Source organism: Stutzerimonas stutzeri (assembly GCF_018138085.1).
In the GTDB taxonomy this organism is placed as follows: Bacteria; Pseudomonadota; Gammaproteobacteria; order Pseudomonadales; family Pseudomonadaceae; genus Stutzerimonas; species Stutzerimonas stutzeri_AI.
The window spans coordinates 4,218,646-4,243,157 of sequence record NZ_CP073105.1; the positions used below are offsets into that span (position 1 = coordinate 4,218,646).

Here is a 24,512-nt window from a genome sequence, read left to right on the forward strand (position 1 = left end):
GAAAGGCTGTAACCGTCACGGCGTGAGCGGTTTCTCAGATGTCATCCTAGCGCGCCGTTTATTCAGGCGCAGCCTTTTGCAGACCACTCGTATCGGGAAAGATTGCCGACGCCCGGTTCGAGAACTTCGCATCCGTCAGGCACTCGAAACCGCACCGCAGCCACCACAAGAGCCATGAAATCGTCCATGTCCTTTCGCCAATCCGTCACTCTGATCACGCTCAGCCTGCTCCTCGGCGCCTGTCAGCATTTTCGCGGCGAGCCGCCGGTCGAGGTTCGCCAGGTCATCAGCGAACAGCGCCCCACCGGATGCGCCGAACAGGACGAGCACTGCCCGTTGGTCAACATCGACACCCAGCTGTTCGCCGACGAGCCTGCGCTGAACGCGCTGATCGATGCGCGGCTGCGCAAGATGACCGTGAACAGCCCAGACGCCGAAGTGCCCGCCACGCTCGAAGGCTACCAGCAGGCCTTTCTGCGCAACGCCGAACCCGGGTGGAGCAGCTATCTGCAATCGAAGCTGATCGATCAGCATGGTTCGCTGCTGGTGATCGAGCTGTCCAGTTACCTCTACACCGGCGGCGCGCATGGCATGCCGGGGCGCGGCTTCATCAACTATGACCGAGAGCAGGACCGCGAGCTAGGGCTCGCCGACGTACTGCTGCCCGGCAAGGAGGGCGCCTTCTGGCGCGCGACTGCCAAGGCGCATCAGCGTTGGCTGCTGGCGAACCAGCAGGACGCCGAGTTCTCCCGGCAGTGGCCTTTTGTGCGTACCGCCAACGTCGCACTGCTACGCGACAAGGTGCTGCTCAAATATGACGTCTACAGCATCGCGCCTTATTCGAGCGGCCATCCCGAGCTGGAAATCCCCTACACGGAACTGCGCGCTATTGTGAAACCGGAGTACCTGCCGTAGCGCGACCGAGACGACTCAACAGCAGCAGAAGCCCGCCGGACAAAAGCAGGGCCGGCAGGCTCGCACCGATTTCCGGCCAGGCGCTGGCCAGCACGTGGTAGGCGATCACGCCACAACCCCAGGCGAGCAGCGTATCCCAGCGCAAGGCCATGACCGCGACCTGCGACTGGCCCCGCTGGCGAAGCAGGTAATGGTCGACCAGCACCACCCCGAACAGCGGCGCGAACACCGAGCCGATCAGCAGCAGGAAGTTCTGGTATTCGGCCAACGGCGCGAGCCAGGCGATGAAGGTGCAGAGCACACCGATGGCGAGCGCCAGACACTCGACACCGACAGGCAGCAATACACCAACCGAAACCGCCGCAGAATGGATATCGGCGAAGGCGTTTTCCGTTTCGTCGAGCAGAATCAACAACAGCGGGATACCCAAGCCGGCCCCAGCCAACGCCAGCAACAGCGCATTGACCTCGCCGCTGTCGGCGAATGCCAGGGTGTAGGCAACGCCCAGGCCCATCAGCCAGACGTTGCCGATGAAAAAGCCCAGCACCGTGCCGCCGAAGACCCGCCGCGCCGCCTTGCCGTAACGCGAATAGTCGGCGATCAGCGGCAGCCACGACAGCGGCATGGCGATGGCGATATCGAAGCCCAGTGCAAAGGGTAGCGAACCATCGCCCTGACGCGCCCAGAGGGCCGCGAGATCGGCCTTGGCAAAAAGATTCCAGGTCAGCCAGAGGCAGGCACCCAGAAGCAACCAGATGCCCCATCTGCGCAGGATCCGGCGGACGAAGGTCAGCGGACCGGCAATCGCCAGCAGGGTGGCCAGCGCACCGAAGACCAGCGTCCAGAGCACCGGACTGACCAGCCCGCTATGCTCGCCGAACGCCCGTGTCGCCAGCAGACTCGCGGCGTCGCGCATGACGATGATTTCGAACGCGCCCCAGCCGACCAGCTGCGCCAGGTTGAGCAGCGCCGGCACGATTGCGCCGCGCTGACCAAGCGTGCGCTTCAGATTGGCCATAGATGACAGTCCGGTATCACTGCCGATCACCGCGACGGCCCCGAGCAGCAGGACACCGACCGCAGTGCCGCTGACGATGGCGAGCAACGCGCCGCTCATACCCAGCCCCGGCGCCAGCAAGGCACCGAGCTGCAGCACCATCAGGCCCACGCCAAGGGAAAACCACAGGGAAAACAGATCGCGCCCGCCGAACACACGGTGTTCAGAGGGGATGCGCTGATGCGGAGAGTAGCGGCCTGGAATGTTCACGTTTTGTCTCAAAGAATTGTTGTGGAAAACCGGCCCAGCCGGGTGTGTTTTGCTGCGTAGGCGGATCGCGCTTTATCGAACCACCGAACAGCGGCGTCACGCGGTGGATGTAAAAAGCGACATCCACGCTACGAAACTGCAGATACCACTGGAGCGTCGAGGAGCTCGCGGTCGAGACCGCTCCCACACTGCGGGGCTGGGTGGATCACGTTCATCGATCCACCGATCAGCTGCGTCGCCCAGTGGATGTGAAAAGCGACATCCACCCTACGAAACTGCAGACGCCCCTGGGGCGTCGAGAAGCTCGCGGTCGAGACCGCTCCCACACTGCGGGGCTGGGTGGATCACGTTCATCGATCCACCGATCAGCGGCGTCGCCCGGTGGATATGAAAAGCGACATCCACCCTACGAAACTGCAGATACCACTGGAGCGTCGAGAAGCTCGCGGTCGAGACCGCTCCTACACTTCGGGATTGGGTGGATCACGTTTCATCAATCCACCGAACAGCGGCGTCGCCCGGTGGATATGAAAAGCGACATCCACGCTACGAAACTGCAGATGCCCCTGGCGTCGAGAAGCTCGCGGTCGAGACCGCTCCTACATCAGGGGCTGGCGACGTGATCCCGCAGTATCCGGATCACGGAGCTCGTCCAGCCTCCCGCCTCCAGCGCATTTATCGTCAAACCTGCTTGTAGATCACGGAGCCTTCATCCTTGAAGCGCGAGGACTGTTCCTTGAAGCCGGCCTCGATGGCCTTTTGCTCGTCGGTCAGGCCGTTTTCGGCGGCGTATTCACGGACTTCCTGGGTGATCTTCATCGAGCAGAATTTCGGCCCGCACATGGAGCAGAAATGCGCGACTTTGGCCGAGTCCTTCGGCAAGGTTTCGTCATGGAAGGCGCGGGCGGTGTCCGGATCGAGGCCGAGGTTGAACTGGTCCTCCCAGCGGAATTCGAAACGTGCCTTGGACAACGCGTTATCACGGATCTGCGCCCCCGGGTGGCCCTTGGCGAGGTCGGCGGCGTGGGCCGCGATCTTATAGGTGATGATCCCGGTCTTGACGTCGTCCTTGTTCGGCAGGCCCAGGTGCTCCTTCGGCGTGACGTAGCAGAGCATGGCGCAGCCGAACCAGCCGATCATCGCCGCACCGATACCGCTGGTGATGTGGTCGTAACCCGGCGCGATGTCGGTGGTCAGCGGGCCGAGGGTGTAGAACGGCGCCTCGTCGCAGCATTCGAGCTGCTTGTCCATGTTCTCCTTGATCATCTGCATCGGCACGTGGCCCGGACCTTCGATCATGCACTGGACATCATGCTTCCAGGCGATCTTGGTCAGCTCGCCGAGGGTTTCCAGCTCGCCGAACTGCGCGGCGTCGTTGGCGTCGGCGATCGAGCCCGGACGCAGGCCGTCGCCCAGCGAGAAGCTGACGTCGTAGGCCTTCATGATTTCGCAGATTTCTTCGAAATGGGTGTAGAGAAAGTTCTCTTTATGGTGCGCCAGGCACCACTTGGCCATGATCGAACCCCCGCGGCTGACGATGCCGGTGACGCGCTTGGCGGTCAGCGGCACGTAGCGCAGCAGCACGCCGGCGTGGATGGTGAAGTAGTCGACGCCCTGCTCCGCCTGCTCGATCAGCGTGTCGCGGAACAGCTCCCAGGTCAGGTCCTCGGCCACACCGTTGACCTTCTCCAGCGCCTGGTAGATCGGCACGGTGCCGATCGGTACCGGCGAGTTGCGGATGATCCACTCGCGGGTCTCGTGGATGTGCTTGCCGGTGGACAGGTCCATCACGGTATCCGAGCCCCAGCGGATGCCCCAGGTCAGCTTGGCCACTTCTTCCTCGATCGAGGAACCCAGCGCGGAGTTGCCGATGTTGCCGTTGATCTTCACCAGGAAGTTGCGGCCGATGATCATCGGCTCGAGCTCGGTGTGATTGATGTTGGCGGGGATGATGGCGCGGCCGCGGGCGACTTCGCTGCGGACGAACTCTGGGGTGATTTCCTTCGGAATCGAAGCACCGAAGCTCTGCCCGACGTGCTGCTCGATGAGCAGGCCGGCCGCACGCGCTTCCTGCAGCTTCATGTTTTCGCGGATGGCAACGAATTCCATCTCGGGCGTAATGATGCCCTGACGCGCGTAGTGCATCTGGCTGACGTTCTTGCCCGGCTTGGCGCGGCGTGGATTGCGCACGTGGGCAAAGCGCATCTTGGTCAGCTCGGTATCGGCGAGGCGCTGCTGACCGAACTGCGAGGTCAGGCCATCGAGCAGTTCGGTGTCGCCACGGCCCTCGATCCAGGCCGAGCGCACGTCGGCCAGGCCTTTACGTACATCTATCTGTACGTTCGGGTCGGTGTAGGGGCCGGAGGTGTCGTAGACCAATACCGGCGCGTTGATCTCGCCACCGAAGTCGGTCGGGGTGACGTCGAGACTGATCTCGCGCATCGGCACGCGGATGTCAGGGCGAGAACCCTGCACATAGATTTTCTGCGAACGCGGGAAAGGCTGGATCGACTGCTGATCGACCTGGGCCGATTCACTGAGGTTTTGTTGTTCTGCACGCATCTGGCTGGCTCCTCGATAGTTGTCGGAGCGAACCTGAAAAACACGGCGGGAAAAGGGCATCGGGGTGCGCCGGGACTGGCGCCGAGAGAGCTGGCCGGAACGACTGGCGAGCACATCTTGTTCCCTACGCAGGCCTTAACCTGATCAGGTTCAACGGGATCCGGAACTTTCCGATCTCAGCCTTCGATTCAAGGCACCCCGACAAGAACGGGATCGAGTGTAATCAAGTGTTCGGTGGAAAGCCACGCCGAGCCGGAGACGCGCGACCGTCGGGTCACGTTTGCGATCTGCCACCCGGCCGCTTCAAGGCGCCGCCAAGCACCTTGACCGCTCGCCTGGCGGCGCATAGCCTTGCCCATCACTTCGCTTCAAGGAAAGACGCACATGCTGCGCAGACTCACGCTGGCACTCGCTGTGACGGCCGCCTCGTCGGGGCTGGCATGGGCCGATACCGCACCCTCGCTTTCCAGCCGCACCGACCTGATCAGCGTCTACCGACAGGCAGTGGAAAATAACGCCGATCTCGCAGCCGCCAGGGCCCAGTACCAGGCGACTCAGGAGATCGTGCCCCAGGCGCGCGCCGGATTGCTGCCCAATCTGAGCGCGGGCGCCGAGACCAGCCAAACCCGTACCGATGTCGACACCAGCGCCGGTTCGAGATCGCTGTCGCGTAGCGGCACGGTCTACCAGGCGACGCTGAGCCAACCGATCTTTCGTGCCGATCGCTGGTTCCAGCTGCAGGCGGCCGAAGCCATCAGCGAGCAGGCGGCGCTCGAGTATTCCATCGCCGAGCAGGACCTGATCCGCCAGACGGCACAGGCCTATTTCGCCGTGCTGCGCGCGCAAGACAACCTGGCCGCCGCCAAGGCCGAGGAGTCAGCCTTCAAGCGGCAGCTCGATCAAGCCGATGAACGTTTCGATGTAGGCCTGTCCGATCGCACCGATGTACTTGAGGCTCAAGCCGGTTTCGATACGGCTCGCGCCAACCGCATGATCGCGAAGCGCCAGGTCGATGACGCGTTTCAGGCCCTGTTCACGCTGACCAATCGTGAATATCTGGCCCTGGAAGGTATCGAGCACAGCCTGCCCGTGCTGCCGCCCGTGCCGAACGATGCGAGCGCCTGGGTTAACACCGCAGCGCAGCAGAATCTTAATCTGCAGGCGGTTGACCAGGCAGTCGTCGCCGCCGAGGAAACATTGCGCCAGCGTCGTGCCGGCCACGCGCCGACAGTCGACGCAGTCGCGCGCTACAGCAAGGGCGACAACGACAGCCTGGGCTTTTCCAATACCGGATCCATGGACATCCCGGGGTTCGATCTGCCGCGCTACAACGGCGATGTCGAGCAGAGCAGCATTGGCCTGCAACTGAACATTCCCTTGTATAGCGGCGGGCTGACGACCTCCCAGAGCCGCGAAGCCTTCTACCAGCTGACCCAGACCGAGCAGCAGCGCGAAAGCCTGCGCCGTCAGGTGGTCGAGTCCACCCGCAACCTGCATCGCGCGGTCAATACCGATGTCGAGCAGGTGCAGGCGCGCCGGCAGTCGATTGTGTCCAACCAGAGCGCACTGGAAGCCACCGACATCGGTTACCAAGTGGGCACGCGCAATATCGTCGACGTGCTCGACGCCCAGCGCCGGCTGTTCGCCGCAGTGCGTGACTACAACAACGCGCGCTACGACTACATCCTCGACAACCTGCGTTTGAAGCAAGCCGCTGGCACGCTCAATCCGGGCGACCTCGAAGATCTGCAACGCTTCCTAAAGGCGGACTACGACCCGGACAGCGACTTCCTGCCGCCGGACCTGTCGGAGAATCTTGGCCGACCGGTGCGGGTCGAGTAATCAGGCCAGACACTTGGCCGTTCGCGCAGTCACGCACCTTCAGGTGCGTCATCCGCATCGCTTGACAGTCGCGGCCGCCATCATCGAGCGGCCTGCGTCTCGGGCGGAGAGCTAACGTCGTTCCAGTAGACGTTCCAGCTCCGCCAGCAGGCGTCCCAGCGCGCCCTGATTGTTCTTTAGCACGCGGTAGCCTGCACGCCTCGCCTGCTCCGCCTTGGCAGCGTCGCGCCAAAACTCCATGACGGCCACCGCCAGCTCGGGAGCGCTGTCGAGCTCAACGAGCGCTCCGGCTTCGCGCAGTTGCGCTGCAATATCGAGAAAGTTGAACAGATGCGGGCCGGTCAACACCGGCTTGCCCAGGGCTGCGGGCTCGAGCAGGTTATGTCCCCCGGTCGGCACCAGGCTGCCGCCCACAAATGCCACATCGGCCAGTGCGAAGAGAAACAGCAGTTCGCCCATGGTGTCGCCGAGCACCACTTGCGTCGATGCCTGGGGCGGCTCGCCAAGCGAGCGCCGAACCGTGGAGAAACCTTGCTTGCGACAGAGTTCGTGAACCGAACCAAAGCGCTCCGGATGACGCGGCACCAGGATCAGCAGGGCGTCAGGTCGCTCCGCCAGCAACTGGCGATGCGCAGCCAGCAGGATTTCGTCTTCGCCGGTGTGGGTGCTCGCGCCGATCCATATCGGCCGCTCCGTTGCACCCCATTGTTGACGAAGCTGTTCGGCACGCCCGAGCAGCGAGGGGTCGACGTTCAGATCGAATTTGATCGAACCGGTTACCCTGACTGCACTGTCGCGCGCGCCAAGTTGCCGGAAACGCTCGGCTTCGGCTTCGGTTTGTGCGGCGATCAGACTCAACTCGGTCAGCATCGGTGCGGTCAGCCGGGAGAAGCGCGCATAGCCGCGCGCCGATCGCTCGGACAGCCGCGCATTGGCCAGTGCCACCGGAATGCCACGACGCGCACATTGATGGATGTGGTTGGGCCAGAGCTCGGTTTCCATCACCACGGCCAGCTTCGGCTGCAGTCGATCAAGAAAACGTGCCGCCGCGCATGGCAGATCGTAGGGCAGATAGCAGTGCTGCACGCTGTCGCCGAACAAGGCCCTAATACGTTCGGAGCCGGTTGGCGTCATGCAGGTGATGGTAATCGGCAACTGCGGGTAACGTGCCTGCAACGCACGCACCATCGGCGCGGCAGCAATGCTCTCGCCGACCGAGACCGCATGAACCCAGATACCGCCGGGTTGAAATACCGGCATGCCAACGGCAAAACGTTCACCGATGCGTTTTGCATAGGCCGGTGCTCGACGGGCACGCCAGAACAGTCGAATCACCACGAGGGGCAAGGCGAGATGGAACAGCACAGTGTAAAGGGTACGATTCATGGGCGCGGAGCTTAGCAAAGGCCTCGATGAAACGGCCACCACGAGGCCCTCACCGAAAACGCACCAGCAAGCCGAACTTGCGTGCACAGGCGCAGCCGAATGAAGCGCAGCGCGAATCGATCGCCCTGCTTGTACCGGAGGGCGTATGACTGGCTATCTGTATCTCGCTATCGCAATTACGGCCGAGGTGATCGCAACGACCTCGATGAAAGCCCTCGACGGTTTCAGTCGGCCATTACCGCTGTTACTGGTCGTCGCTGGCTACAGCCTGTCCTTCTGGATGCTCAGCCTGGTGGTCAAAACCATCCCGGTGGGCATCGCCTATGCCATCTGGGCAGGCCTCGGCATCGTGCTTGTGAGCGTCGCGGCCGCGGCGATCTATCAGCAGAAGCTCGACCTGCCGGCCGTTCTCGGCATGGTCCTGATCGTCGCGGGCGTGGTGGTGATCCAGCTGTTTTCTAGCAGCACGGGCCACTGAGGCTGCCACCGGGCGTCAATTAAAGCCGACGGGCAAGCGGTTATACTGCTCGCCTGATTTCACAGCGAGGCCGACCATGTCCGATTCCCTGAGCACCGACATCCTGATCGTAGGCGGTGGCGTCGCCGGCCTGTGGCTGAACGCGCGCCTGCGTCAGGAAGGCTATTCGACCCTGGTGGTGGACAAGGGCGCGCTGGGTGGCGGGCAGAGCGTCAAGTCGCAGGGCATCATCCACGGCGGCACCAAATACGCCCTGGGCGGCGCATTGACCGGCGCCTCCGAAGCCATCGCCGACATGCCACGGCGCTGGCGCGAAGCGCTGCAAGGCCACGGCGAACTGGACCTTTCCGGGGTGCATTTGCTCTCCGATGCGCACTATCTCTGGTCGCCCGGCACGTTGACCGGCAACCTCACCAGCTTTTTCGCCAGCAAGGCGGTGCGCTCCCGAGTCGATCAGGTCAAGGGCAACGAGTTGCCGCCGGCGCTGCAGCATCCGAGATTCAAGGGCAAGGTCTATCGCCTCAGCGAGCTGGTGCTGGATGTGCCCAGCCTGATTCGACGGCTGGCGGAGCTGGCCGGCCCGGGCCTGCTGAAAGCCGAACGGATCGAGCCGCTCAGAGAGCACAACGAGCTGACCGGACTGCTCGTCGACGGTCGCGCTATCCGCGCCCAACGCATTGTTCTTACCGCCGGTGCCGGCAACGCCGGGCTGCTGGACGCGCTGGGGCTGGCGCAGCCGGCGATGCAAAAACGCCCGCTGCACATGGTGCTGGTCAAAGCCGCCGCGCTGAAGCCGCTTTACGCACACTGCCTGGGCGGTGGCTCGAAGCCGCGGATTACCGTGACCAGCCATCCGACCGCCGATGGTCAATGGCTCTGGTACCTGGGTGGAGACCTGGCCGAGGCCGAGGGGGTCGCACGCGACGAAGCGGCGCAGATCGCCGCGGCAAAGAAGGAGCTGGCCGAACTGGTGCCCTGGATCGACCTGACCTCGGCCCAATGGGCCACGCTGCGCATCGATCGCGCCGAGCCGGCCCAGTCAGCGCTGGCCAGGCCAGACAACGCCTTCCTCGCAGACCAGGGCCGGCTGCTGGTTGGCTGGCCGACCAAGCTGGCGCTGTCGCCCGATTTCGCTGACCGCGTGCAGGCCGCGCTGGTCCGCGATGGCATTCGCCCTCAGCCGCACCCCGCACTGCCGGAACTACCGCACCCAGCCATTAGTGGGCCTTTCTGGCAGGGGCTGTTGGCATGAACGATACCCTGCACGACTTTCACAGGCCGCTGGGCGGCACCGGGCTCACCGTATCGCCGTTGGGGCTGGGTACCGTCAAGCTGGGTCGTGATCAGGGCGTGAAGTACCCCAACGGTTTCCGCATCCCTGACGATGCGCAGGCCCGCCAACTGCTCTGCCTGGCGCGCGACCTGGGCATCAACCTGATCGACACGGCGCCCGCTTATGGCATCAGTGAACAGCGCCTGGGACCTTTGCTTCAAGGCCAGCGGGAGCACTGGGTGGTCGTCAGCAAGGTCGGCGAGGAGTTCGTCGACGGCCAATCGCATTTCGATTTCTCGCCGGCGCACACGCGCCTCTCGGTGGAGCGCAGCCTCCGGCGCCTGCAGACGGACAGAATCGAACTGGTGCTGGTGCACTCGGATGGGCGTGACGTGGAAATACTGCGCAACAGCGGCGTCTACGAGACGCTTGCCGAGCTCAAGCACGAGGGCAAGATCCTTGGCTACGGGCTGTCCGGCAAGACGGTCGAAGGCGGCCTGCTTGCGCTCGAGCAGGGCGACTGCGCCATGGTGACCTACAACCTCAGTGAGCAAGCCGAACGTCCTGTGCTCGACTACGCTGCAAGCCACGCGAAGGGCATCCTGATTAAAAAGGCGCTGGCCAGCGGTCATGCCTGCCTGACACCAGGCGCAGACCCGGTACGGGCCAGCTTCGAGCTGTTGTTCGCGCATCCCGGGGTCGGCGCGGCCATTGTCGGCACCATCAACCCGCAACATCTGTCAGATAACGTGCATACCGCTGCAGCCGTTTTGTCCCAACAACAATAACGACGGCCCTACGGCCGACCGACCCAGGAGGAGCCGAATGCCGCGCGTATTGATCCGCAAGAATCCCACCGCGTTCAAGACCCTGCCAGTGCTCGTCGAGGCCAGCGCGGAGGGTTTGCGTTATCAGAGCCTGGGCCGTCCGCTGAATTTCGCCGAGGTGCTCGAACGTCGACGCCCTGTGGATGTAGACGATCCTTCGTGCTTCCGCCTCGAACTCGCCAATCTCGGTGTCTCGGTGCGCCTGACGCTCAGCTGGCAGGGCCAGGAATACTGGGTGCTGGTGCGTCAGCAGCGTCTGGATCGAGGCGACGTCGTGTTGAAGCTGATCTCCGGCTATGTACCGGCGCACGAACTCAGCCTGCCGCTGCTGACAGCCATTCAGGAGGTCGCCGAAGAATGCCTGCTGGAAACCCCGGAGGGCTGGCTCGCGGGGCGCTTCGGCGACATCTGGCTACCGGTACCCTATCAGGGCAGCCTGCGCTACCGCGAAACGGTGCATTTCAACCTGGCGTCGCTGTCCGGCTCGGCCCGACCGGTCCAGTATGGGCAAATGACCCTCATGGAGCGGCCCAGGGCTTATGTGCACCTGCCTACCGCATCGCTGCAACTGGTCTACGACATGCGCCTGGAACTGCCGAAAGAGACCCGTGAACTGAGCCTGTTCCATGTCGACGAGCGCCTCGAGGACGGCAAGCTGGTGGCCCAACTGGACCGCAGCCGTCCCGACCTTTACCTGATACCGTTGCAGCACGGGCGACCTACCGCCTCGCTACTGACCCTGCGCAAGGGCCTGCCGGTGCCGGCCAGTACCCGCGGGCTGTGGCTGTCGGAGAGTTTTGCACCGCAGCACGAGTGGGTGGTGCGCGACGAGCGCATACGCTGGCGCGACTGGATCGGCACGACCAGCGCTGCCGCGGGCCGCTAGCGGCCGACCCGAGCCGGCCTGGAGTGGCCGGGCTCAGCGGCTGCGGATCTTCTCGACGATGGCGGTGGTGGAGCTGTTCTCCACCAACCCCAGCACCTTCACGATGCCACCGTAGGCCGTCACCAGATCGGCGCCCACGACCTGATCGACACCATAATCGCCACCCTTGACCAGGATGTCCGGCTTGACCTGCGCCAGCAGATTTTCCGGCGTGTCCTCGGGGAAGCAAACGACCCAGTCCACCGCACCGAGGCCGGCCAGCACGGCCATGCGCCGATCCACCGAATTGATCGGCCGACCAGGCCCCTTCAAACGGCTCACCGAAGCGTCGTCGTTGACCGCGACGATCAGACGATCACCCTGCGCGCGGGCCTGCTCCAGATAGGTCACGTGACCGGCATGGAGGATGTCGAAACAACCATTGGTGAAAACGATTCTCTCGCCCTCGGCGCGTGCATCCTCGACTGCCGTCAGCAACTGCTCGACCGTCATCACGCCGCGCTCGGAGCCCTCCTCGCGCTGCACGGCGCGACGCAACTCGGGCGCGCTGATGCACGCGGTGCCCAGCTTGCCGACGACAATGCCGGCAGCGAGATTGGCCAATGCCACCGCCTGTGGCAGCTCTTCACCTGCCGCCATAGCCGCGGCGAGGGTCGAGATGACCGTATCGCCGGCACCGGTGACATCGAAGACCTCGCGCGCCCGCGCTGGCAAGTGCAGCGGCGAATGGTCCGGACGCAGCAACGTCATGCCATGCTCCCCACGGGTGACCAGCAACGCCCCGAGTTCGAGGCTGCGCATCAGCTCGGCCCCCTTGGTCACCAGCTCGGCTTCGTCAGCGCAATGGCCAACGATGGCCTCGAATTCGCCGAGGTTCGGCGTAATCAACGACGCGCCTCGATAAATCTCGAAATCCTTGCCCTTGGGGTCGGCCAGGACCGGGATGCCGCGCTGGCGTGCGGCCCGAATCAGCGCCTGATGGTTGCGCAGCGCCCCCTTGCCGTAGTCCGAGAGGATCAGCACCTTGATGCCGTCCAGCAGCTCTTCGACCTGCGCCAGCAGCGCTGCGGGATCGGTTTCGAAGGGTTCCTCGAAATCCATCCGCAGCAGCTGCTGATGACGGCTCATGACCCGCAATTTGATGATCGTCGGCTGATGTTCGATGGACTGGAAATACGCCCCAACCCCCGCGGCCGCCAGGCTATCGGTCAGGCTTTGCCGCGCTTCGTCGACGCCCGTTACGCCTACCAGCATCGCTGGCGCACCCAATGCCGCGATGTTCAGCGCTACGTTGGCCGCGCCACCCGGCCGGTCTTCGACCTGATCGACCCGGACCACCGGCACCGGCGCCTCCGGCGAAATCCGCGAGGTACCGCCATGCCAGTAACGATCGAGCATGACATCGCCAACCACCAGTACGGAGGCTTGGTCGAAACGGGGCATGGACAGCTTCATGGCGGCTCCGGTGAAGAAGAAAAACGGCGGCGATCATACCATGCATGCCTCTCCCGCCGGCCTCGGCCAGCGGGGCGGCCTCATAGCTTGCGCACCCAGAACAACTCGTGGCGGCGCACCGCCTTGCGGAAAAACTCATCATCGCCGGTGGCCGGCCAGCGACGGCCAGCCAATACCGTCTGAATCAACCGACGCAGTCGCTTCTTGAGCGGCAAACGCCCTTGCAGATCGTGCTGCATGCCCAGCGCCATCGCCTTGTTGAGGCGTGTCTCGGCATCCAGCACCGGGCTCCACAAAGGCTCGGCCGGCAGCGGCTCGATCGCCGGCGGCAACGCCACGCCGCCGTCAGCCGGGCCCATGGGCCAGCGATCGTTGTCGTGCAGGTGGTTGGCGTAGAGCAGCAGCGTTTCCGGCAGCCAATCCCCCTCCTTCATCGCCTGACACAACGCGCGCGTCGCCGCGACATGATCGGCATGCGGATCGAGTTCCGGGTGTGGAGTGACCACCACCTCGGGCCTGAAATGCGTGAGCAGCGCGCGCAGATCCGCCTGCAGGTTCTGCCAGCTGGGCTGGCCATCGTCGTCGCCGGGCAACCGCAGCGGATTGTTGCCGCGCACGCTGCGGATGTCCGCATCGCCCGATTCGCGAGAACCGAACGGCCGCTCGGGCTCCGCGGCCATCGCAGGCAACTGCAGGCAGTAGTACCCCAGCTGCACGCAACGTTGTGGCGGCACGCCGCCCCACAGCGGCACGGCGAGACTGTCCCAGCTACGCAGGCGTCCCTTGAGTCGCGCCGCAGCGCCAGCGTCGAGTCCCAGCCGGCGGTAGCTGTCCGCCTCGATCTCACCCTGAGTGAGGGTGACGATGGCCACCTCACTGGCGCGACTGTACAGCCCGAAGGCCGCCAGCTCGGCGTCGTCGGCATGCGGCGCGATGATCAGCAGCCGACGTTCGGCATAGTCCGGACAGGCCATCGCATGCAGGGTGGCGTCCGCCTCGATCCGGCAGTGCCGCCCGAGGATCGTCAGCGTGCCAGCACGCAACGCCTCCTGCTGCCCGGAAAGATTCAGATAACGTAGCCCATCGACGCCTCGCTCGAAGTCCTGCCGGTCGTCGCCAATATGCACCTGCGGGTCGAGAAAGCGGCCGAGCCAGTTCGCCTTGACCCGGACCTCGAGTATCAGCGTGTCGCCGTCCGTCCAGTCGGCAGCCGTTCGCAGCCGCCCGTGCTCGAGCCGAACCGCCAACTGTCGGGCATCCGGCGGGAAGTCGTAGCGGTAATCATCTTGCGGGCGATAGAACAGGTGATCGGCGAACCAGGCTTCATGGGCCACCCACCCCAGCAGGATCAATGGCAGCACCAACCACCAGCTAAGCAGCGCACCGATCAGCAACAGCAGCACCAGCGCCACCAGCAGCGCGATACGTTTGTGCTTGCGGTGACGTTTAAGCAGTTGCTGTTTGCGTGCGCTCATGGATCACACCTGGAAGACCGGAACTCGATGGCACCAGCGGTCCTTGTACTCGCGGTCCGCACGGCCGAAGGAATAGCGCAGCGGCTTGCCCAGCGCGCGGGCTTCGGCCCAGGCCGTCTGGGTATTGACGAAGCTGAGTACGCTGCCCGGGCTGAAATCGCGCTGCTGCGGATCGACGCCACCGTTGATGTATTCAATGGACACCCACTTCGGCGCTTCGACCCGGTAGAGCACCTGAATGGCGATGGGCTGCTCATCGAGCAACACCACCGAGCCGGTCATGAAATCGCGCAGTAACGCGAAGACCTCTTGCAGATGGCCCTTGCCAGGCGCCTCGAAACCCCAGCGACGCTGGAACAGATCGGCATACATCGAAGCCTGCTCGGCCGGCGAGAAATCCAGTATCGGCCGCAACACCCCGCCCGCCTCCTCCAGCAGTCGCTGCTCACGACGCTGGTTGTAGCGAAACTTCTTCGAATAGTCTTCCGGCTCGCGTGCGAGTGCCAACCCCTCGGGCTGATCACGCAGCGCGCTGATGCGGCCGGCGTTCAGCTCGGAGACATAACGCATACGCTGCCGTACCGGCACACAGGCCTGCTCGGCGATCGGCAGAATCACTTCGGCATTGCCCAGATCGAACAGACCGCGCTTGCCGGTCTTCTTCAGCACGTCCTTGGACAGCGCCAGATAGCGCCCCCAGCAAGGGATCGCCGCCATTACCTCGCCCGCCTGCTCCCAGCCGAGGTAACGCACCGGGATATCGGCGAGGCCGGCCAGCCGCTCGATCACTTCCGGATGCGTGGCCACGCTGCCGCCGTAACGGTGCCAGACCTTTTCATACGTCGAGGCATCGATAACCTGCCAGCCGCGCTCACGCCAGCTCTGTAGGAACTGCAGCATCAGGAGGCCTGCTCGTCCGGCGTTTCGTCCTTGAACTGCGTGGCGTGGAGCCTGGCGTAAGCGCCATTGGCAATCAGCAACTCGGCGTGCGTTCCGCGTTCGACGATACGTCCCTGCTCCATCACCAGAATCAGATCGGCTTTCTCGATGGTACTCAGCCGATGGGCGATGACCAGCGTGGTGCGGCCCTTCATGACATGGTCCAAAGCGCCCTGGATATGCCGTTCGGACTCGGTGTCGAGCGCCGAGGTTGCCTCATCGAGGATGAGCACTGGCGCGTTTTTCAGTAGCGCTCGGGCAATCGCCAGACGCTGACGTTGGCCGCCGGACAGCAGCACGCCGTTCTCGCCCACCAACGTCTGGTAGCCGTCAGGCATCTGCTCGATGAACTCGTCGGCGTAGGCATCACGGGCCGCCTGCCGTATATCTTCCAGCGGCGCGCCGGCCAGATCGCCGTAGGCGATGTTGTTGGCCACCGTATCGTTGAAAAGGGTCACTTGCTGGGTAACCAGTGCGATGTGTCGGCGCAGATTGCGAAGCGTGTAGGACTCGACATCTACCCCATCGAGCAGGATCTGGCCTGCCTCATGGTGGTAGAACCGTGGGATCAGATTGGCCAGTGTTGACTTGCCACTGCCAGAGCGCCCAACCAGCGCCACCATCTGGCCGGGCTCGACGGCGAAGTTGATGTCATGCAGCACGCGTTTATCGGTACCTGGATAGACGAAGTCGAGGTTACGCACCTGAAGATGGCCGCTGACGGCTTCGCGCTCGAGCGTGCCCCGATCGACTTCCGGCTCCTCGTCGAGCTGCTCGAAGATGCTCTCGGCGCCAGCTACACCTTTCTGGATGGTCGAGCTGACTTCCGATAGCTGGCGAATCGGCTTTGGCAGCAACCCGGCCAGCGTAATGTAGGCAACCAGGTCGCCGGCAGACGCGCCTCCACGCAGCAACAGCACCAGAAACATAAGTACCGCCATGGCGCTATAGATAACGAGCTGCAGGCTCGGTGTGTAAACCGCGTTCGTCTTGACCATACGTAACTGTTTGGCGGTGTTTTCGGTGCTCGCCGACAGAAATCGATTCTGCTCATAGGTTTCGCCACCGAAACTACGGACCACCCGATAGCCCTGGATCGTCTCGGAAGCCACATGCGTAACATCGCCCATCGCGGCCTGGATTTTCTTGCTTTGCTTGCGAAATTTCTTGCTAGCGCTCGATACCATCAGACCGATCACGGGCAGTATCGCCAGCATCACCAACGTAAGCTTCCAGTTCATCCACAGCAGCGTTGCGAACAGAAACATCACTGTCATGCCTTCACGCACCACGACCTTGATCGCATCGGTCGCAGCCCCCGTAACCATAGTGACGTTATAGGTAATACGAGATATCAGATGGCCAGAATTGTGGCTGTCGAAATAGCGGTTCGGCAGCGTCAGGATGTTGTTGAACAGTGCGACCCGCAGATCATGCACGAGACCGAGCGAAACCTTCGCGAGAAAGAAATTGCCCAGGAAAGATCCTATCCCCTGCATCAGGGCGATCAGGATGATGAGCAATGGTACGGCTTGCAACAGCTTGAGCTGAGCCAGCCATGGGACCTCGTTGAGATGCGGAACCTGGGCGAACAGGCTGGCATCGGGATTGCTCAAACCGTCCACAAAAAATTTAAGGATATAGCCCAGCATCGGCTGGGTAGAGGCGAATATCAGGAAGCCGAGAAGACTGATCGCGAACAGCCCCCAGTAGGGGAATACGTAGCGCAGCAGCCGCAGGTACACCTTTACGCTGGATTGCTGGGTAGAATTGGCCATTCGGCAAGCCCCATACGACTGGCTAGAGGAACAAGATGCGGATTGTAACAGCGCAGCAGTTAGAAAACTGGGTGACAGAAGGCACGGTGCTGGAAAGGGATGCGCGCGGTCCTAAAGTTTTGGCTCTGGCCGATGGAACCTTTCTAAAAGTTTTTTACACTCGTCGGCGCCCTTTTCTGGCTCGCCTGTTTCCTTATGCAGAACGGTTCGCCAAGAACCTTGCCATGCTGCGTGACTCGGGCTTCAGCGCTCCAGAGCTCATAGAAACCTTCTGGCTTGATAAGAGCCGTGGCCTGAGCGGCTGTCTATACCGGCCCCTACCTGGTGTTTCGATAGAGTCTATTTTCCGCGCCGACCCGAGCCTGGTCCGGCAGCACCTATGTGAGTTAGCTAAATTTATAAAAAGGCTGCACAAAGAAGGTATCTATTTCCGATCTTTGCACATCGGCAACATCATCCTGCTTCCGAACGGTTCGTTCGGTCTTATTGATGTTTTGGACCTACAGAAGAGGCCCCGCCCTCTTAGCCAAAACCTGATCAACCGAAACTTCGATCATCTACGAAATCATTTAAAAAGGAAGAATCTTGAGCAATTCCCCACAAAAGACCTTATCGAGCTGTACACAGCAACACCCTGATTAACTGGATGATTGAGCTTCACTGCCGCAGCCGAACCCGTCCAGCACCCGTTTATTGACATAGATCCCAGCGCTCGAAATATCCTTGTTCACCAAGGTCATCGCTCCGATTACGACATTATCTGCGATGGAGATAGCGTCACCGATAATACAAGAATTTACGCAGAGGCTGACGTTATCCCCTATGAATATAAACTTTTCTCCGTCACCGCCTTTTATACCGATAGTACAGCCCTGCCAGATCTTGAAATTCTTACCTATCTTGGAATAAGCGCTAATCACAATACCTGAGGGGTGGGCAATCCATAAACCTTCGCCCACCGTCGCGCCAAGCATGATTTCGACGTTGTATTTTCGGCTTATTCGCTCGTTCAGCATCTTGGCTCGTCGCTTCCAGAAGCGACCGCCTTCAGCGTGAAGCACGTAGGCAATACGAAACCAGAACAAATAAGCATAGCGATTGCTTCTTTTGCACTTTTGCCTGAGTCGACGCCACGAAAATTCTTTCGGGCTGCCACCTAGGATTTCTAGGCACCAGTACCGCTTCATGCTTTTCAACATTGGCATCATCGAACCTCCGGCTTCCCGCCCCCCGCACCCTCGTACAAAAGTATCGAGACCGGTAGCCAAAAAACGATCCAAAACACACTTGGCCGCAGGAAAATTACATAATAATTGGCAATAGAGACAACAACTACAAACACCATAAGTGCCAGCCCCAGAGGAGCGTAGCTTTGTTCCGAGCGATAACGCCACCCGCCCAGCAAAAGAGCCGCGATCAATAGGAGCAGGAGCAGCAAGCCGGGAAGCCCATATTCAAAGAAGAACTGCAAGTAAAGGCTGTGTGCCTGATTGAAACAGCGCCGAATGCCCTCGATACAAATATTCGGATCAGCTCCCGCTCCTGCTCCCCATAACCAGAACGTCCCTATTTTCGACGACCATTGCAAGAAGATCTCGTCTCGATAACTTGCGTCTATTCCGCCTACGCTTGCAAGAAAAAGGAACCCGGCTATACATAAAGGAGTAAACCCCCACAGCAACATGCGGAACTGTCGAGCTGTGAGCGAAACCGCCAGATAAGCCACTATCGCAGCTAAGAGGCCGACCCAGACCCCTCGCGAGTAGGTGAAATAGCAATACGCCGAGGCCCCAAGGAACGCAGTCAGGGACAATAACCTGAGCCCACCTTTCTCGCGCAGCGACAGGCAAAGTGCCATTATTGCTACGACACCAAAATACAAAGCGGATACGATCGGATTCGCAAAATCTGCTAGTTTGTGGCCTGCCCATGAATCCAGCCTGAACGCTCTAAAAGCGAAGCCTCGGTCGTCGACCAAGAGGGCTTGAAACAGGCTGAGCCATGCAAAGAGCGCCGCAGTACAGACGACCACCAAAAGCAGCACTCGCCAGAGCGCCTTGCTCTGCATGACCAAGCCAATGGCTAACGCATAGAGACCTACATAAAGGACCAACCGCAGCCATTTCCAGGGCGCGCCAGCGCTCCCCTCGTTAAACACGGCAACGAAGGCTACCCACACGCATAGCGCTATCAGCACGCTAAACGCCGTCTTATTCAAGGACGGCCATGATTGCCTAAAAAAAACGAGCGCGACCAATGCGGGCGCAAACAGCGTTAGGTTCGTAATGGTGGCATAACGACTACCGTCAGGTATAAAGCAAATCCCTGCAAGTTGCAGATACAGTCCAATCGAGAGCATCACCCGCAGAGAGACAGGAAGCGACCGGTGCAGAGTCATGCTGCCAACGCCTCGATTCTCCTAGCTACCGTCAAATAGTGTTCCGCATCGGCGTCTTGCCAACGGCCCGGCAAGCAGTATTCATCTCGAAGATAACTAATGAATGCCTGTCGCAACTCCTCGCTTAGGCCCCAGGCTGGCAGCTTTTCCAGCAAAGCAAGCGCCTCCTCTGCACTTTGCGCACGTGCCGCCACGCCTTCGACCGCATAGAAAGCCTCACCCAAAACCAGCACGGGTTTCGCCAACAGAATGCTCTCTAAGCCAACTGTGGAATTGACCGTAACGACGCAATCAGCGTTTTCAATTAATTCCTGCGTCGAGTTGCCGTTGGCGAAAATGACTTTGCTTGAGGCACGTTTAACTAGATCCGGATATTTCACCCGGCTTGATGGATGCTCCTTCAAAACCACGACCGTCCCGCTGCGCTGTGCAACCAGTTCGGCAAAGGCGAAAAGCTCGCGCATGTTACGGATCCACGGCGAGAACAACCGAATCTGCGTGTCCCAATCATCCTGAAACGGGATGAAGATATAGCTGCTAGGTAGCTCAACGGACTTACTTTGGCGCTTTGCGTCTCTAGGAACTAGCGCCACCGATCGAACACAGTTGAGTCGCTCAGGATATCGCTCTGCATAGCTTCGATAGAACTCAAGATCCCTGGGAACGGAGTTACGATAATTCACTCCTTGGGAGTCCAGGGTGGTAGTGCCGGGAAGCAGACCATTCTCGAAATACAACCTCAGCACGCGCTCCTCGCACATGCTTGCGAGGAGCGCGCAATAGCGATGACCGCCGTTCCACATGGCAACCGCGTCGGGCCGCTCCCTACGCATCAACCGACCGAAACGGAGCGCCACTACCAGTAGCTCCGCTCTAAGCAAGAGTCGGTATAAAACACCGTGATATCGCCCTTTCGTCGCCCGCTCGGTGCACTTCTCTCTTACTAAACGTTTCCACTCCACCCGACGTAGTACTTGTCGCAGCCCGGTGACAGACGGACATGGCAAAGCAGCCGGCGTGACAACGGTGCCGGTTAACTCGGAGTTTTCAAGAAGAGCGTTGAAATACGTTATTTGGTGCTTAGCCAAGCCGAGAAACACTACTTTCATAAATATACTATTGACATTTTAGGGTCGGAGCAGAGAGACGAATGCCTGCAGGCTCCAAGTCGTTCGCCACCAGTCGCACACTGTCCACTAGGGACTCAAGCGGTTTGTCTGCGTGACACATGTGATAGTGCAGGAACTCGGACAAGCGCTCCTTCGTCTTTTCCGGATCGGAAAGAACCTCTTCGACACGGGTCGCCAACTGCGATTCGGCAACGCTTCTTGGAAGTCCGAATCGAGCAACCGAAAAATAATCTTCGCCCTGCCCAAGCAGCACGAAAGGAGCACCGGCACGGGCCACGTCTAAGACAGCGTTGGTATAGCCACACAGCACAAGATCGAAGTCCCCGGCACACTGCTCGAGCGTCTCACCTGCAGGCAAGAGAGCGACTCGCTCAGAACTCGCCGCATAGTCCAGCCAGGGACAACCTTGCCCGCGAGGATGGAGCTTCACAGAAAGCGTTGCATCCTGATGCTGCTCGAGCCACGTCATGACCCACCTGCAATAGTGCTTATAAGACTCGGTATGCTCGTAATCCGGCCCCGAGCCGAGAAAAAGCAAACGTGGCGCCCGCTGACTGTCTGTCTCGACCCACACGGTTTTTTTTGGATCTGTCAGATAATACGGTCCCGCATACACTGCACAGCATTCGCCAAAAGCCTCACCAAGCGAAGAAAGATAGTCATAGGAGCTTCTGCCAAACATCAGGTAGTAATCGTAATCAAAATAGTCATAGCGACTGGATTGACCCGACGGCACCGAATGCGCCAAATGCATCACCCGCATGCGGTCAGTGCGTAACGCCTTGATGAAGCTTGGAACTATCCACCCGTTTCGCTCGGTCAACACCACTTTGGCCTTATAACGTCGCAACAGGAACGCTGCGTGCGCTGCATACCAGTACAGGAGTAACGGGACCGGCTTGACGGGTCTGACGAACTGCCGAGTGCGACTCAGCACACTATCTGACTCTTCGATAAACTCCTCAACGTGAAGACCGCTGGCCCTCAGCGCCTGCACAAATGCGCCTTTTCGGCCTTGCTCGTATGATTTGCGCGAGGGATGAATTAACAGGACGTCGCAAGACGTTGTTGGGATATGACGGCGTTCTGCAAACAAGTAAGCCAACAGACTCTTACCTGCCAGCCGGCAGCGCAAACGCCAGGCAGCCAGCCGCCCCTTGCCACGGCGCACGGGCGCGTCGACTACGAAGTCAAGCAGCTGGCGCAACGCCGCGTCCATGGGCCTCCCCACGCTCAGCTTTTTCCGCCCAGCCAGAGCCGCAGCGCTTTGCGGGTGTAAGACGTCTTGAATATCACCCGCCAATCAGTAGCGATCGCCTGACGGTACATCCCACGCGCCTCGGCAAACTGCCCTGCGCTCAAAAGCCCACGAAACAGCGAAAGGCAGCGCTGAGCTTTGAATGGTTTGCGTAATGACGCCATGGCAGCAGGCACTCGCCCGTTGTCGAATATTTCATCGACGACGGCCAGCCCAACCGCACAGTCCTGCTTGATGTCATGCCGCATACTGTCATCGTGCTTGTAGATCAATGCCATGGGCTCAGCGAGAATCGTGCAGTCGAAGTTTGCGAGCGCTTGGCTGAAGACTGGAATATCCTCGGCGTTGCGGAAGCTTTCAGGGTAATTCCCCAGTTGAAAAACGTCGCAATGAATAGCGGACGCGCCGTTGGCAAGGCTGATAGTCTTGTTTAGCAAATATCCGCGTAATCGCTCCAGCCGATCCTCCGGAAGCGCCGCAGGCAAATGCTTGCGATGCTTACCATCGGGCCATACCGCCCAATGCCCGCCAATTACCATGCGTGTTTGTGGATATTGCTCAAGATGCTCACTCAACAACCTCAGGGCATCCGGCGCCAACTCGTCATCGGCATCCAGAAATACCAGATAGGCTCCTTTAGCTTCTGCAATACCGCGATTACGCACTGAAGAGAGCCCGCCGTTAGGCTTATGAATCACGCGAAACCGTGCTGGATGTCTGGCTTGCAACTCGGCAAGCACAGCAGGAGTTTCGTCGGTAGAGCCGTCATCTATTACCAACAGCTCACTATGCTCGCTCAGCTGGGTGACGACGGACTGGACTGCACGCGGGAGTGTTTTCGCGTAGTTATATGCCGGTATGACGACGGTAACCTGCAAACTAGACATGCTCATACCAATCCTTGCCGTCCTTGACCACGAGGATGTCCTCCATGATCAGGTATTGCAGGTCGGAGCCATAGAACATGTTCAGCGCATCGGTTGGCGAGCAGATCATCGGTTCGCCGCGACGGTTCAGCGAGGTGTTCAGCGAGACGCCGTTGCCGGTGAGTTTTTCCAGTTCCAGCATCAGGTCATACCAGCGCGGGTTGTGGCGGCGTTCGAGGACCTGAGCGCGGGAGGTGCCGTCCTCGTGGACCACTTCGCCGACGCGCTCCTTCCAGCCTTCGTTGACTTCGAAAGTGAAGGTCATGAACGGGCTCGGGTGATCGACCTTGAGCATCTGCGGGGCGACGGTGTCGAGCATCGACGGGCAGAAGGGCCTCCAGCGCTCGCGGAACTTGATCTGCTCGTTGATGCGATCGGCCACGCCCGGCACGCTCGGGCAGCCGATGATCGAGCGACCACCGAGGGCCCGCGGACCGAACTCCATGCGCCCCTGGAACCAGGCCACCGGATTGCCGTCCACCATGATTCTCGCGATGCGCTCGGTGGTGTTGGGGATCTGTTTGAACACGGGCTTGTTCGGGTGCCGCGCGCAGGCGGCGATCACGTCTTCGTTGGAGTACGACGGGCCGAGGTAGACGTGCTCCATCTTCTCGACCGGCACGCCGCGTTGTACCGACACGTATGCCGCCGCGCCCACCGCGGTCCCGGCATCACCCGAGGCGGGCTGGACGAACAGCTCCTTGACCTCATCGCGCGCGATGATCTTCTGGTTGAGCTTGACGTTCAGCGCGCAGCCGCCGGCGAAGGCGATCTTGCCGGTTTCGCGAATGATGTCACCCAGGTAGTAATCCATCATCTGCAGCGCGAGCTTTTCGAAAAGCGCCTGCATCGCGGCCGCATAATGGATGTAGGGGTCGTCGGCGATGTCGCCTTCGCGCTTGGGCCCGAGCCACTCGATCAGCTTCGGCGAGAAGTAATAGCCCTTGCCCTTCTCCTTGTAGCGGCGGAAACCGATGACGTTGGCGTACTCGGTGTTGATGGTCAGCTCACCGTTCTCGAAGGTGGCCAGACGGGAGAAATCGTATTTGGCAGCATCGCCATAGGGCGCCATGCCCATGACCTTGAATTCGCCGTCGAGCATCTCGAAGCCGAGAAATTCGGTGATCGCGCCATAGAGGCCGCCGAGCGAATCCGGGTCGTAGAATTCCTTGATCTTGTGAATCTTGCCGTTCTCGCCCCAACCGAAGAAGGTGGTGGCGTATTCGCCCTTGCCATCGATGCCGAGGATGGCAGTCTTCTCGGTAAAGCCGGAGCAGTGATAGGCGCTGGAGGCGTGCGCCAGGTGATGCTCGACGGGCTGCAGCTTGACCTTCTTCAGGTCGAAGCCCAGTTGCTGCAGGCACCACTCGATACGCTTCTTGTAGCGGTAGTAGCGGCGGTTACCGGTGAAAATGGCATCCAGCGCACGATCCGGTGCGTACCAGTAGCGCTTGGCATAGTGCCAGCGCGCCTTCTCGAAGATGCTGATCGGCGCGAAGGGAATCGCCACCACATCGACGTCCGCTGGCTTGATGCCGGCCTGCTCCAGACAGAACTTGGCCGACTCGTAGGGCATGCGGTTCTTGGCGTGCTTGTCGCGCACGAAACGCTCTTCTTCGACGGCGGCGATCAGCTTGCCGTCGATGTACAGGGCGGCGGAAGGATCATGACTCAGAGCGCCGGATAGACCGAGAATCGTCAATGCCACGGGTAATGC

Annotated in this window: 20 protein-coding genes and 1 riboswitch; of the genes, 7 read left to right on the forward strand and 13 right to left on the reverse strand. The window is 60.9% G+C overall.

What is annotated here, in order from left to right; genetic code table 11:
- Positions 1-186 precede the first annotated feature (186 nt).
- Positions 187-915 carry an RsiV family protein gene (locus KCX70_RS19455; protein ID WP_249121667.1) on the forward strand — a complete coding sequence of 243 codons (729 nt, stop codon included), beginning with the start codon at positions 187-189 and terminating at the stop codon, positions 913-915.
- Here KCX70_RS19455 and cytX read toward each other — a convergent pair.
- Positions 887-2,182 carry a putative hydroxymethylpyrimidine transporter CytX gene (gene cytX / locus KCX70_RS19460; RefSeq protein WP_212618516.1) on the reverse strand — a complete coding sequence of 432 codons (1,296 nt, stop codon included), beginning with the start codon at positions 2,180-2,182 and terminating at the stop codon, positions 887-889. The genes KCX70_RS19455 and cytX overlap by 29 nt on opposite strands.
- 681 nt (positions 2,183-2,863) lie before the next feature.
- Positions 2,864-4,744, reverse strand: coding sequence for a phosphomethylpyrimidine synthase ThiC (thiC, locus tag KCX70_RS19465; RefSeq protein WP_212618517.1), 1,881 nt, complete (start codon positions 4,742-4,744; stop codon positions 2,864-2,866).
- A gap of 104 nt (positions 4,745-4,848) precedes the next feature.
- A riboswitch (TPP riboswitch) is annotated at positions 4,849-4,955 on the reverse strand.
- Positions 4,956-5,128: 173 nt separating this feature from the next.
- Between thiC and KCX70_RS19470 the strand changes: the two genes are divergently transcribed.
- Positions 5,129-6,586, forward strand: a complete 1,458-nt coding sequence (locus KCX70_RS19470) for a TolC family outer membrane protein (RefSeq protein WP_102853167.1) — start codon at positions 5,129-5,131, stop codon at positions 6,584-6,586.
- 111 nt (positions 6,587-6,697) lie between these two features.
- Here KCX70_RS19470 and waaA read toward each other — a convergent pair whose 3' ends face one another.
- Positions 6,698-7,972 (reverse strand): lipid IV(A) 3-deoxy-D-manno-octulosonic acid transferase, encoded by a 1,275-nt coding sequence (gene waaA / locus KCX70_RS19475; protein WP_212618518.1) that lies wholly within the window; start codon positions 7,970-7,972, stop codon positions 6,698-6,700.
- Between the two features lie 145 nt (positions 7,973-8,117).
- On the opposite strand from waaA, the gene KCX70_RS19480 reads away from it, so the two are divergent.
- The 4 genes from KCX70_RS19480 (at position 8,118) to KCX70_RS19495 (ending at position 11,436) form a co-directional block, all read left to right on the forward strand.
- Positions 8,118-8,450 carry a DMT family transporter gene (locus KCX70_RS19480; RefSeq protein WP_031311223.1) on the forward strand — a complete coding sequence of 111 codons (333 nt, stop codon included), beginning with the start codon at positions 8,118-8,120 and terminating at the stop codon, positions 8,448-8,450.
- 76 nt (positions 8,451-8,526) lie between these two features.
- Complete coding sequence (locus KCX70_RS19485; RefSeq protein WP_212618519.1) at positions 8,527-9,702, forward strand: NAD(P)/FAD-dependent oxidoreductase; 1,176 nt, start codon at positions 8,527-8,529, stop codon at positions 9,700-9,702.
- Positions 9,699-10,511 (forward strand): aldo/keto reductase, encoded by an 813-nt coding sequence (locus KCX70_RS19490; protein WP_212618520.1) that lies wholly within the window; start codon positions 9,699-9,701, stop codon positions 10,509-10,511. The genes KCX70_RS19485 and KCX70_RS19490 overlap by 4 nt, the downstream gene beginning before the upstream one ends.
- Positions 10,512-10,548: 37 nt before the next feature.
- Positions 10,549-11,436 carry a metal ABC transporter ATPase gene (locus KCX70_RS19495; protein WP_212618521.1) on the forward strand — a complete coding sequence of 296 codons (888 nt, stop codon included), beginning with the start codon at positions 10,549-10,551 and terminating at the stop codon, positions 11,434-11,436.
- 33 nt (positions 11,437-11,469) lie between these two features.
- Here the strand turns inward: KCX70_RS19495 and hldE are convergent, their stop codons facing one another.
- From hldE to msbA, 4 genes are all read right to left on the reverse strand, one after another.
- Positions 11,470-12,891: a bifunctional D-glycero-beta-D-manno-heptose-7-phosphate kinase/D-glycero-beta-D-manno-heptose 1-phosphate adenylyltransferase HldE gene (gene hldE, locus KCX70_RS19500; protein ID WP_102853162.1), complete on the reverse strand. Its 1,422-nt coding sequence runs from the start codon at positions 12,889-12,891 to the stop codon at positions 11,470-11,472.
- An 80-nt stretch (positions 12,892-12,971) separates the two neighbouring features.
- Positions 12,972-14,366, reverse strand: a complete 1,395-nt coding sequence (locus tag KCX70_RS19505; protein WP_212618522.1) for a PIG-L deacetylase family protein — start codon at positions 14,364-14,366, stop codon at positions 12,972-12,974.
- A gap of 3 nt (positions 14,367-14,369) precedes the next feature.
- Positions 14,370-15,266 (reverse strand): GNAT family N-acetyltransferase, encoded by an 897-nt coding sequence (locus tag KCX70_RS19510; RefSeq protein WP_212618523.1) that lies wholly within the window; start codon positions 15,264-15,266, stop codon positions 14,370-14,372.
- A complete protein-coding gene (gene msbA / locus KCX70_RS19515; RefSeq protein ID WP_102853159.1) occupies positions 15,266-17,083 on the reverse strand; it encodes a lipid A export permease/ATP-binding protein MsbA in 1,818 nt (605 codons plus the stop codon). Before msbA ends, KCX70_RS19510 begins: the two co-directional genes overlap by 1 nt.
- 35 nt (positions 17,084-17,118) lie before the next feature.
- On the opposite strand from msbA, the gene KCX70_RS19520 reads away from it, so the two are divergent.
- Positions 17,119-17,721 (forward strand): lipopolysaccharide kinase InaA family protein, encoded by a 603-nt coding sequence (locus tag KCX70_RS19520; protein WP_102853158.1) that lies wholly within the window; start codon positions 17,119-17,121, stop codon positions 17,719-17,721.
- On the opposite strand, the gene KCX70_RS19525 is transcribed toward KCX70_RS19520, so the two are convergent.
- Genes KCX70_RS19525 through KCX70_RS19550 form a run of 6 tightly spaced genes read right to left on the reverse strand, consistent with a single transcriptional unit; the run spans position 17,722 to position 24,503 of the window.
- Positions 17,722-18,291 carry a serine acetyltransferase gene (locus KCX70_RS19525; protein WP_212618524.1) on the reverse strand — a complete coding sequence of 190 codons (570 nt, stop codon included), beginning with the start codon at positions 18,289-18,291 and terminating at the stop codon, positions 17,722-17,724.
- Positions 18,288-19,481 (reverse strand): polymerase, encoded by a 1,194-nt coding sequence (locus KCX70_RS19530; protein WP_102853156.1) that lies wholly within the window; start codon positions 19,479-19,481, stop codon positions 18,288-18,290. The genes KCX70_RS19525 and KCX70_RS19530 overlap by 4 nt, the downstream gene beginning before the upstream one ends.
- Positions 19,478-20,590 (reverse strand): capsular biosynthesis protein, encoded by a 1,113-nt coding sequence (locus tag KCX70_RS19535; protein ID WP_212618525.1) that lies wholly within the window; start codon positions 20,588-20,590, stop codon positions 19,478-19,480. Before KCX70_RS19535 ends, KCX70_RS19530 begins: the two co-directional genes overlap by 4 nt.
- A gap of 7 nt (positions 20,591-20,597) precedes the next feature.
- Positions 20,598-21,830, reverse strand: a complete 1,233-nt coding sequence (locus tag KCX70_RS19540) for a hypothetical protein (protein ID WP_243391845.1) — start codon at positions 21,828-21,830, stop codon at positions 20,598-20,600.
- A gap of 14 nt (positions 21,831-21,844) precedes the next feature.
- Positions 21,845-22,762, reverse strand: coding sequence for a glycosyltransferase family 2 protein (locus KCX70_RS19545; protein ID WP_102853154.1), 918 nt, complete (start codon positions 22,760-22,762; stop codon positions 21,845-21,847).
- Positions 22,749-24,503: a carbamoyltransferase family protein gene (locus KCX70_RS19550; RefSeq protein ID WP_212618526.1), complete on the reverse strand. Its 1,755-nt coding sequence runs from the start codon at positions 24,501-24,503 to the stop codon at positions 22,749-22,751. The genes KCX70_RS19545 and KCX70_RS19550 overlap by 14 nt, the downstream gene beginning before the upstream one ends.
- Positions 24,504-24,512: the final 9 nt, after the last annotated feature.

Excerpts from the sequence above, each read along its gene's own strand:
- KCX70_RS19455 (WP_249121667.1), top strand. The coding sequence starts at position 187 with ATGTCCTTTCGCCAATCCGTCACTCTGATCACGCTCAGCCTGCTCCTC.
- thiC (WP_212618517.1), bottom strand. The coding sequence starts at position 4,744 with ATGCGTGCAGAACAACAAAACCTCAGTGAATCGGCCCAGGTCGATCAG.
- KCX70_RS19470 (WP_102853167.1), top strand. The coding sequence starts at position 5,129 with ATGCTGCGCAGACTCACGCTGGCACTCGCTGTGACGGCCGCCTCGTCG.
- waaA (WP_212618518.1), bottom strand. The coding sequence starts at position 7,972 with ATGAATCGTACCCTTTACACTGTGCTGTTCCATCTCGCCTTGCCCCTC.
- KCX70_RS19480 (WP_031311223.1), top strand. The coding sequence starts at position 8,118 with ATGACTGGCTATCTGTATCTCGCTATCGCAATTACGGCCGAGGTGATC.
- KCX70_RS19485 (WP_212618519.1), top strand. The coding sequence starts at position 8,527 with ATGTCCGATTCCCTGAGCACCGACATCCTGATCGTAGGCGGTGGCGTC.
- KCX70_RS19490 (WP_212618520.1), top strand. The coding sequence starts at position 9,699 with ATGAACGATACCCTGCACGACTTTCACAGGCCGCTGGGCGGCACCGGG.
- KCX70_RS19495 (WP_212618521.1), top strand. The coding sequence starts at position 10,549 with ATGCCGCGCGTATTGATCCGCAAGAATCCCACCGCGTTCAAGACCCTG.
- hldE (WP_102853162.1), bottom strand. The coding sequence starts at position 12,891 with ATGAAGCTGTCCATGCCCCGTTTCGACCAAGCCTCCGTACTGGTGGTT.
- KCX70_RS19505 (WP_212618522.1), bottom strand. The coding sequence starts at position 14,366 with ATGAGCGCACGCAAACAGCAACTGCTTAAACGTCACCGCAAGCACAAA.
- KCX70_RS19510 (WP_212618523.1), bottom strand. The coding sequence starts at position 15,266 with ATGCTGCAGTTCCTACAGAGCTGGCGTGAGCGCGGCTGGCAGGTTATC.
- msbA (WP_102853159.1), bottom strand. The coding sequence starts at position 17,083 with ATGGCCAATTCTACCCAGCAATCCAGCGTAAAGGTGTACCTGCGGCTG.
- KCX70_RS19520 (WP_102853158.1), top strand. The coding sequence starts at position 17,119 with ATGCGGATTGTAACAGCGCAGCAGTTAGAAAACTGGGTGACAGAAGGC.
- KCX70_RS19525 (WP_212618524.1), bottom strand. The coding sequence starts at position 18,291 with ATGATGCCAATGTTGAAAAGCATGAAGCGGTACTGGTGCCTAGAAATC.
- KCX70_RS19530 (WP_102853156.1), bottom strand. The coding sequence starts at position 19,481 with ATGACTCTGCACCGGTCGCTTCCTGTCTCTCTGCGGGTGATGCTCTCG.
- KCX70_RS19535 (WP_212618525.1), bottom strand. The coding sequence starts at position 20,590 with ATGAAAGTAGTGTTTCTCGGCTTGGCTAAGCACCAAATAACGTATTTC.
- KCX70_RS19540 (WP_243391845.1), bottom strand. The coding sequence starts at position 21,830 with ATGGACGCGGCGTTGCGCCAGCTGCTTGACTTCGTAGTCGACGCGCCC.
- KCX70_RS19545 (WP_102853154.1), bottom strand. The coding sequence starts at position 22,762 with ATGAGCATGTCTAGTTTGCAGGTTACCGTCGTCATACCGGCATATAAC.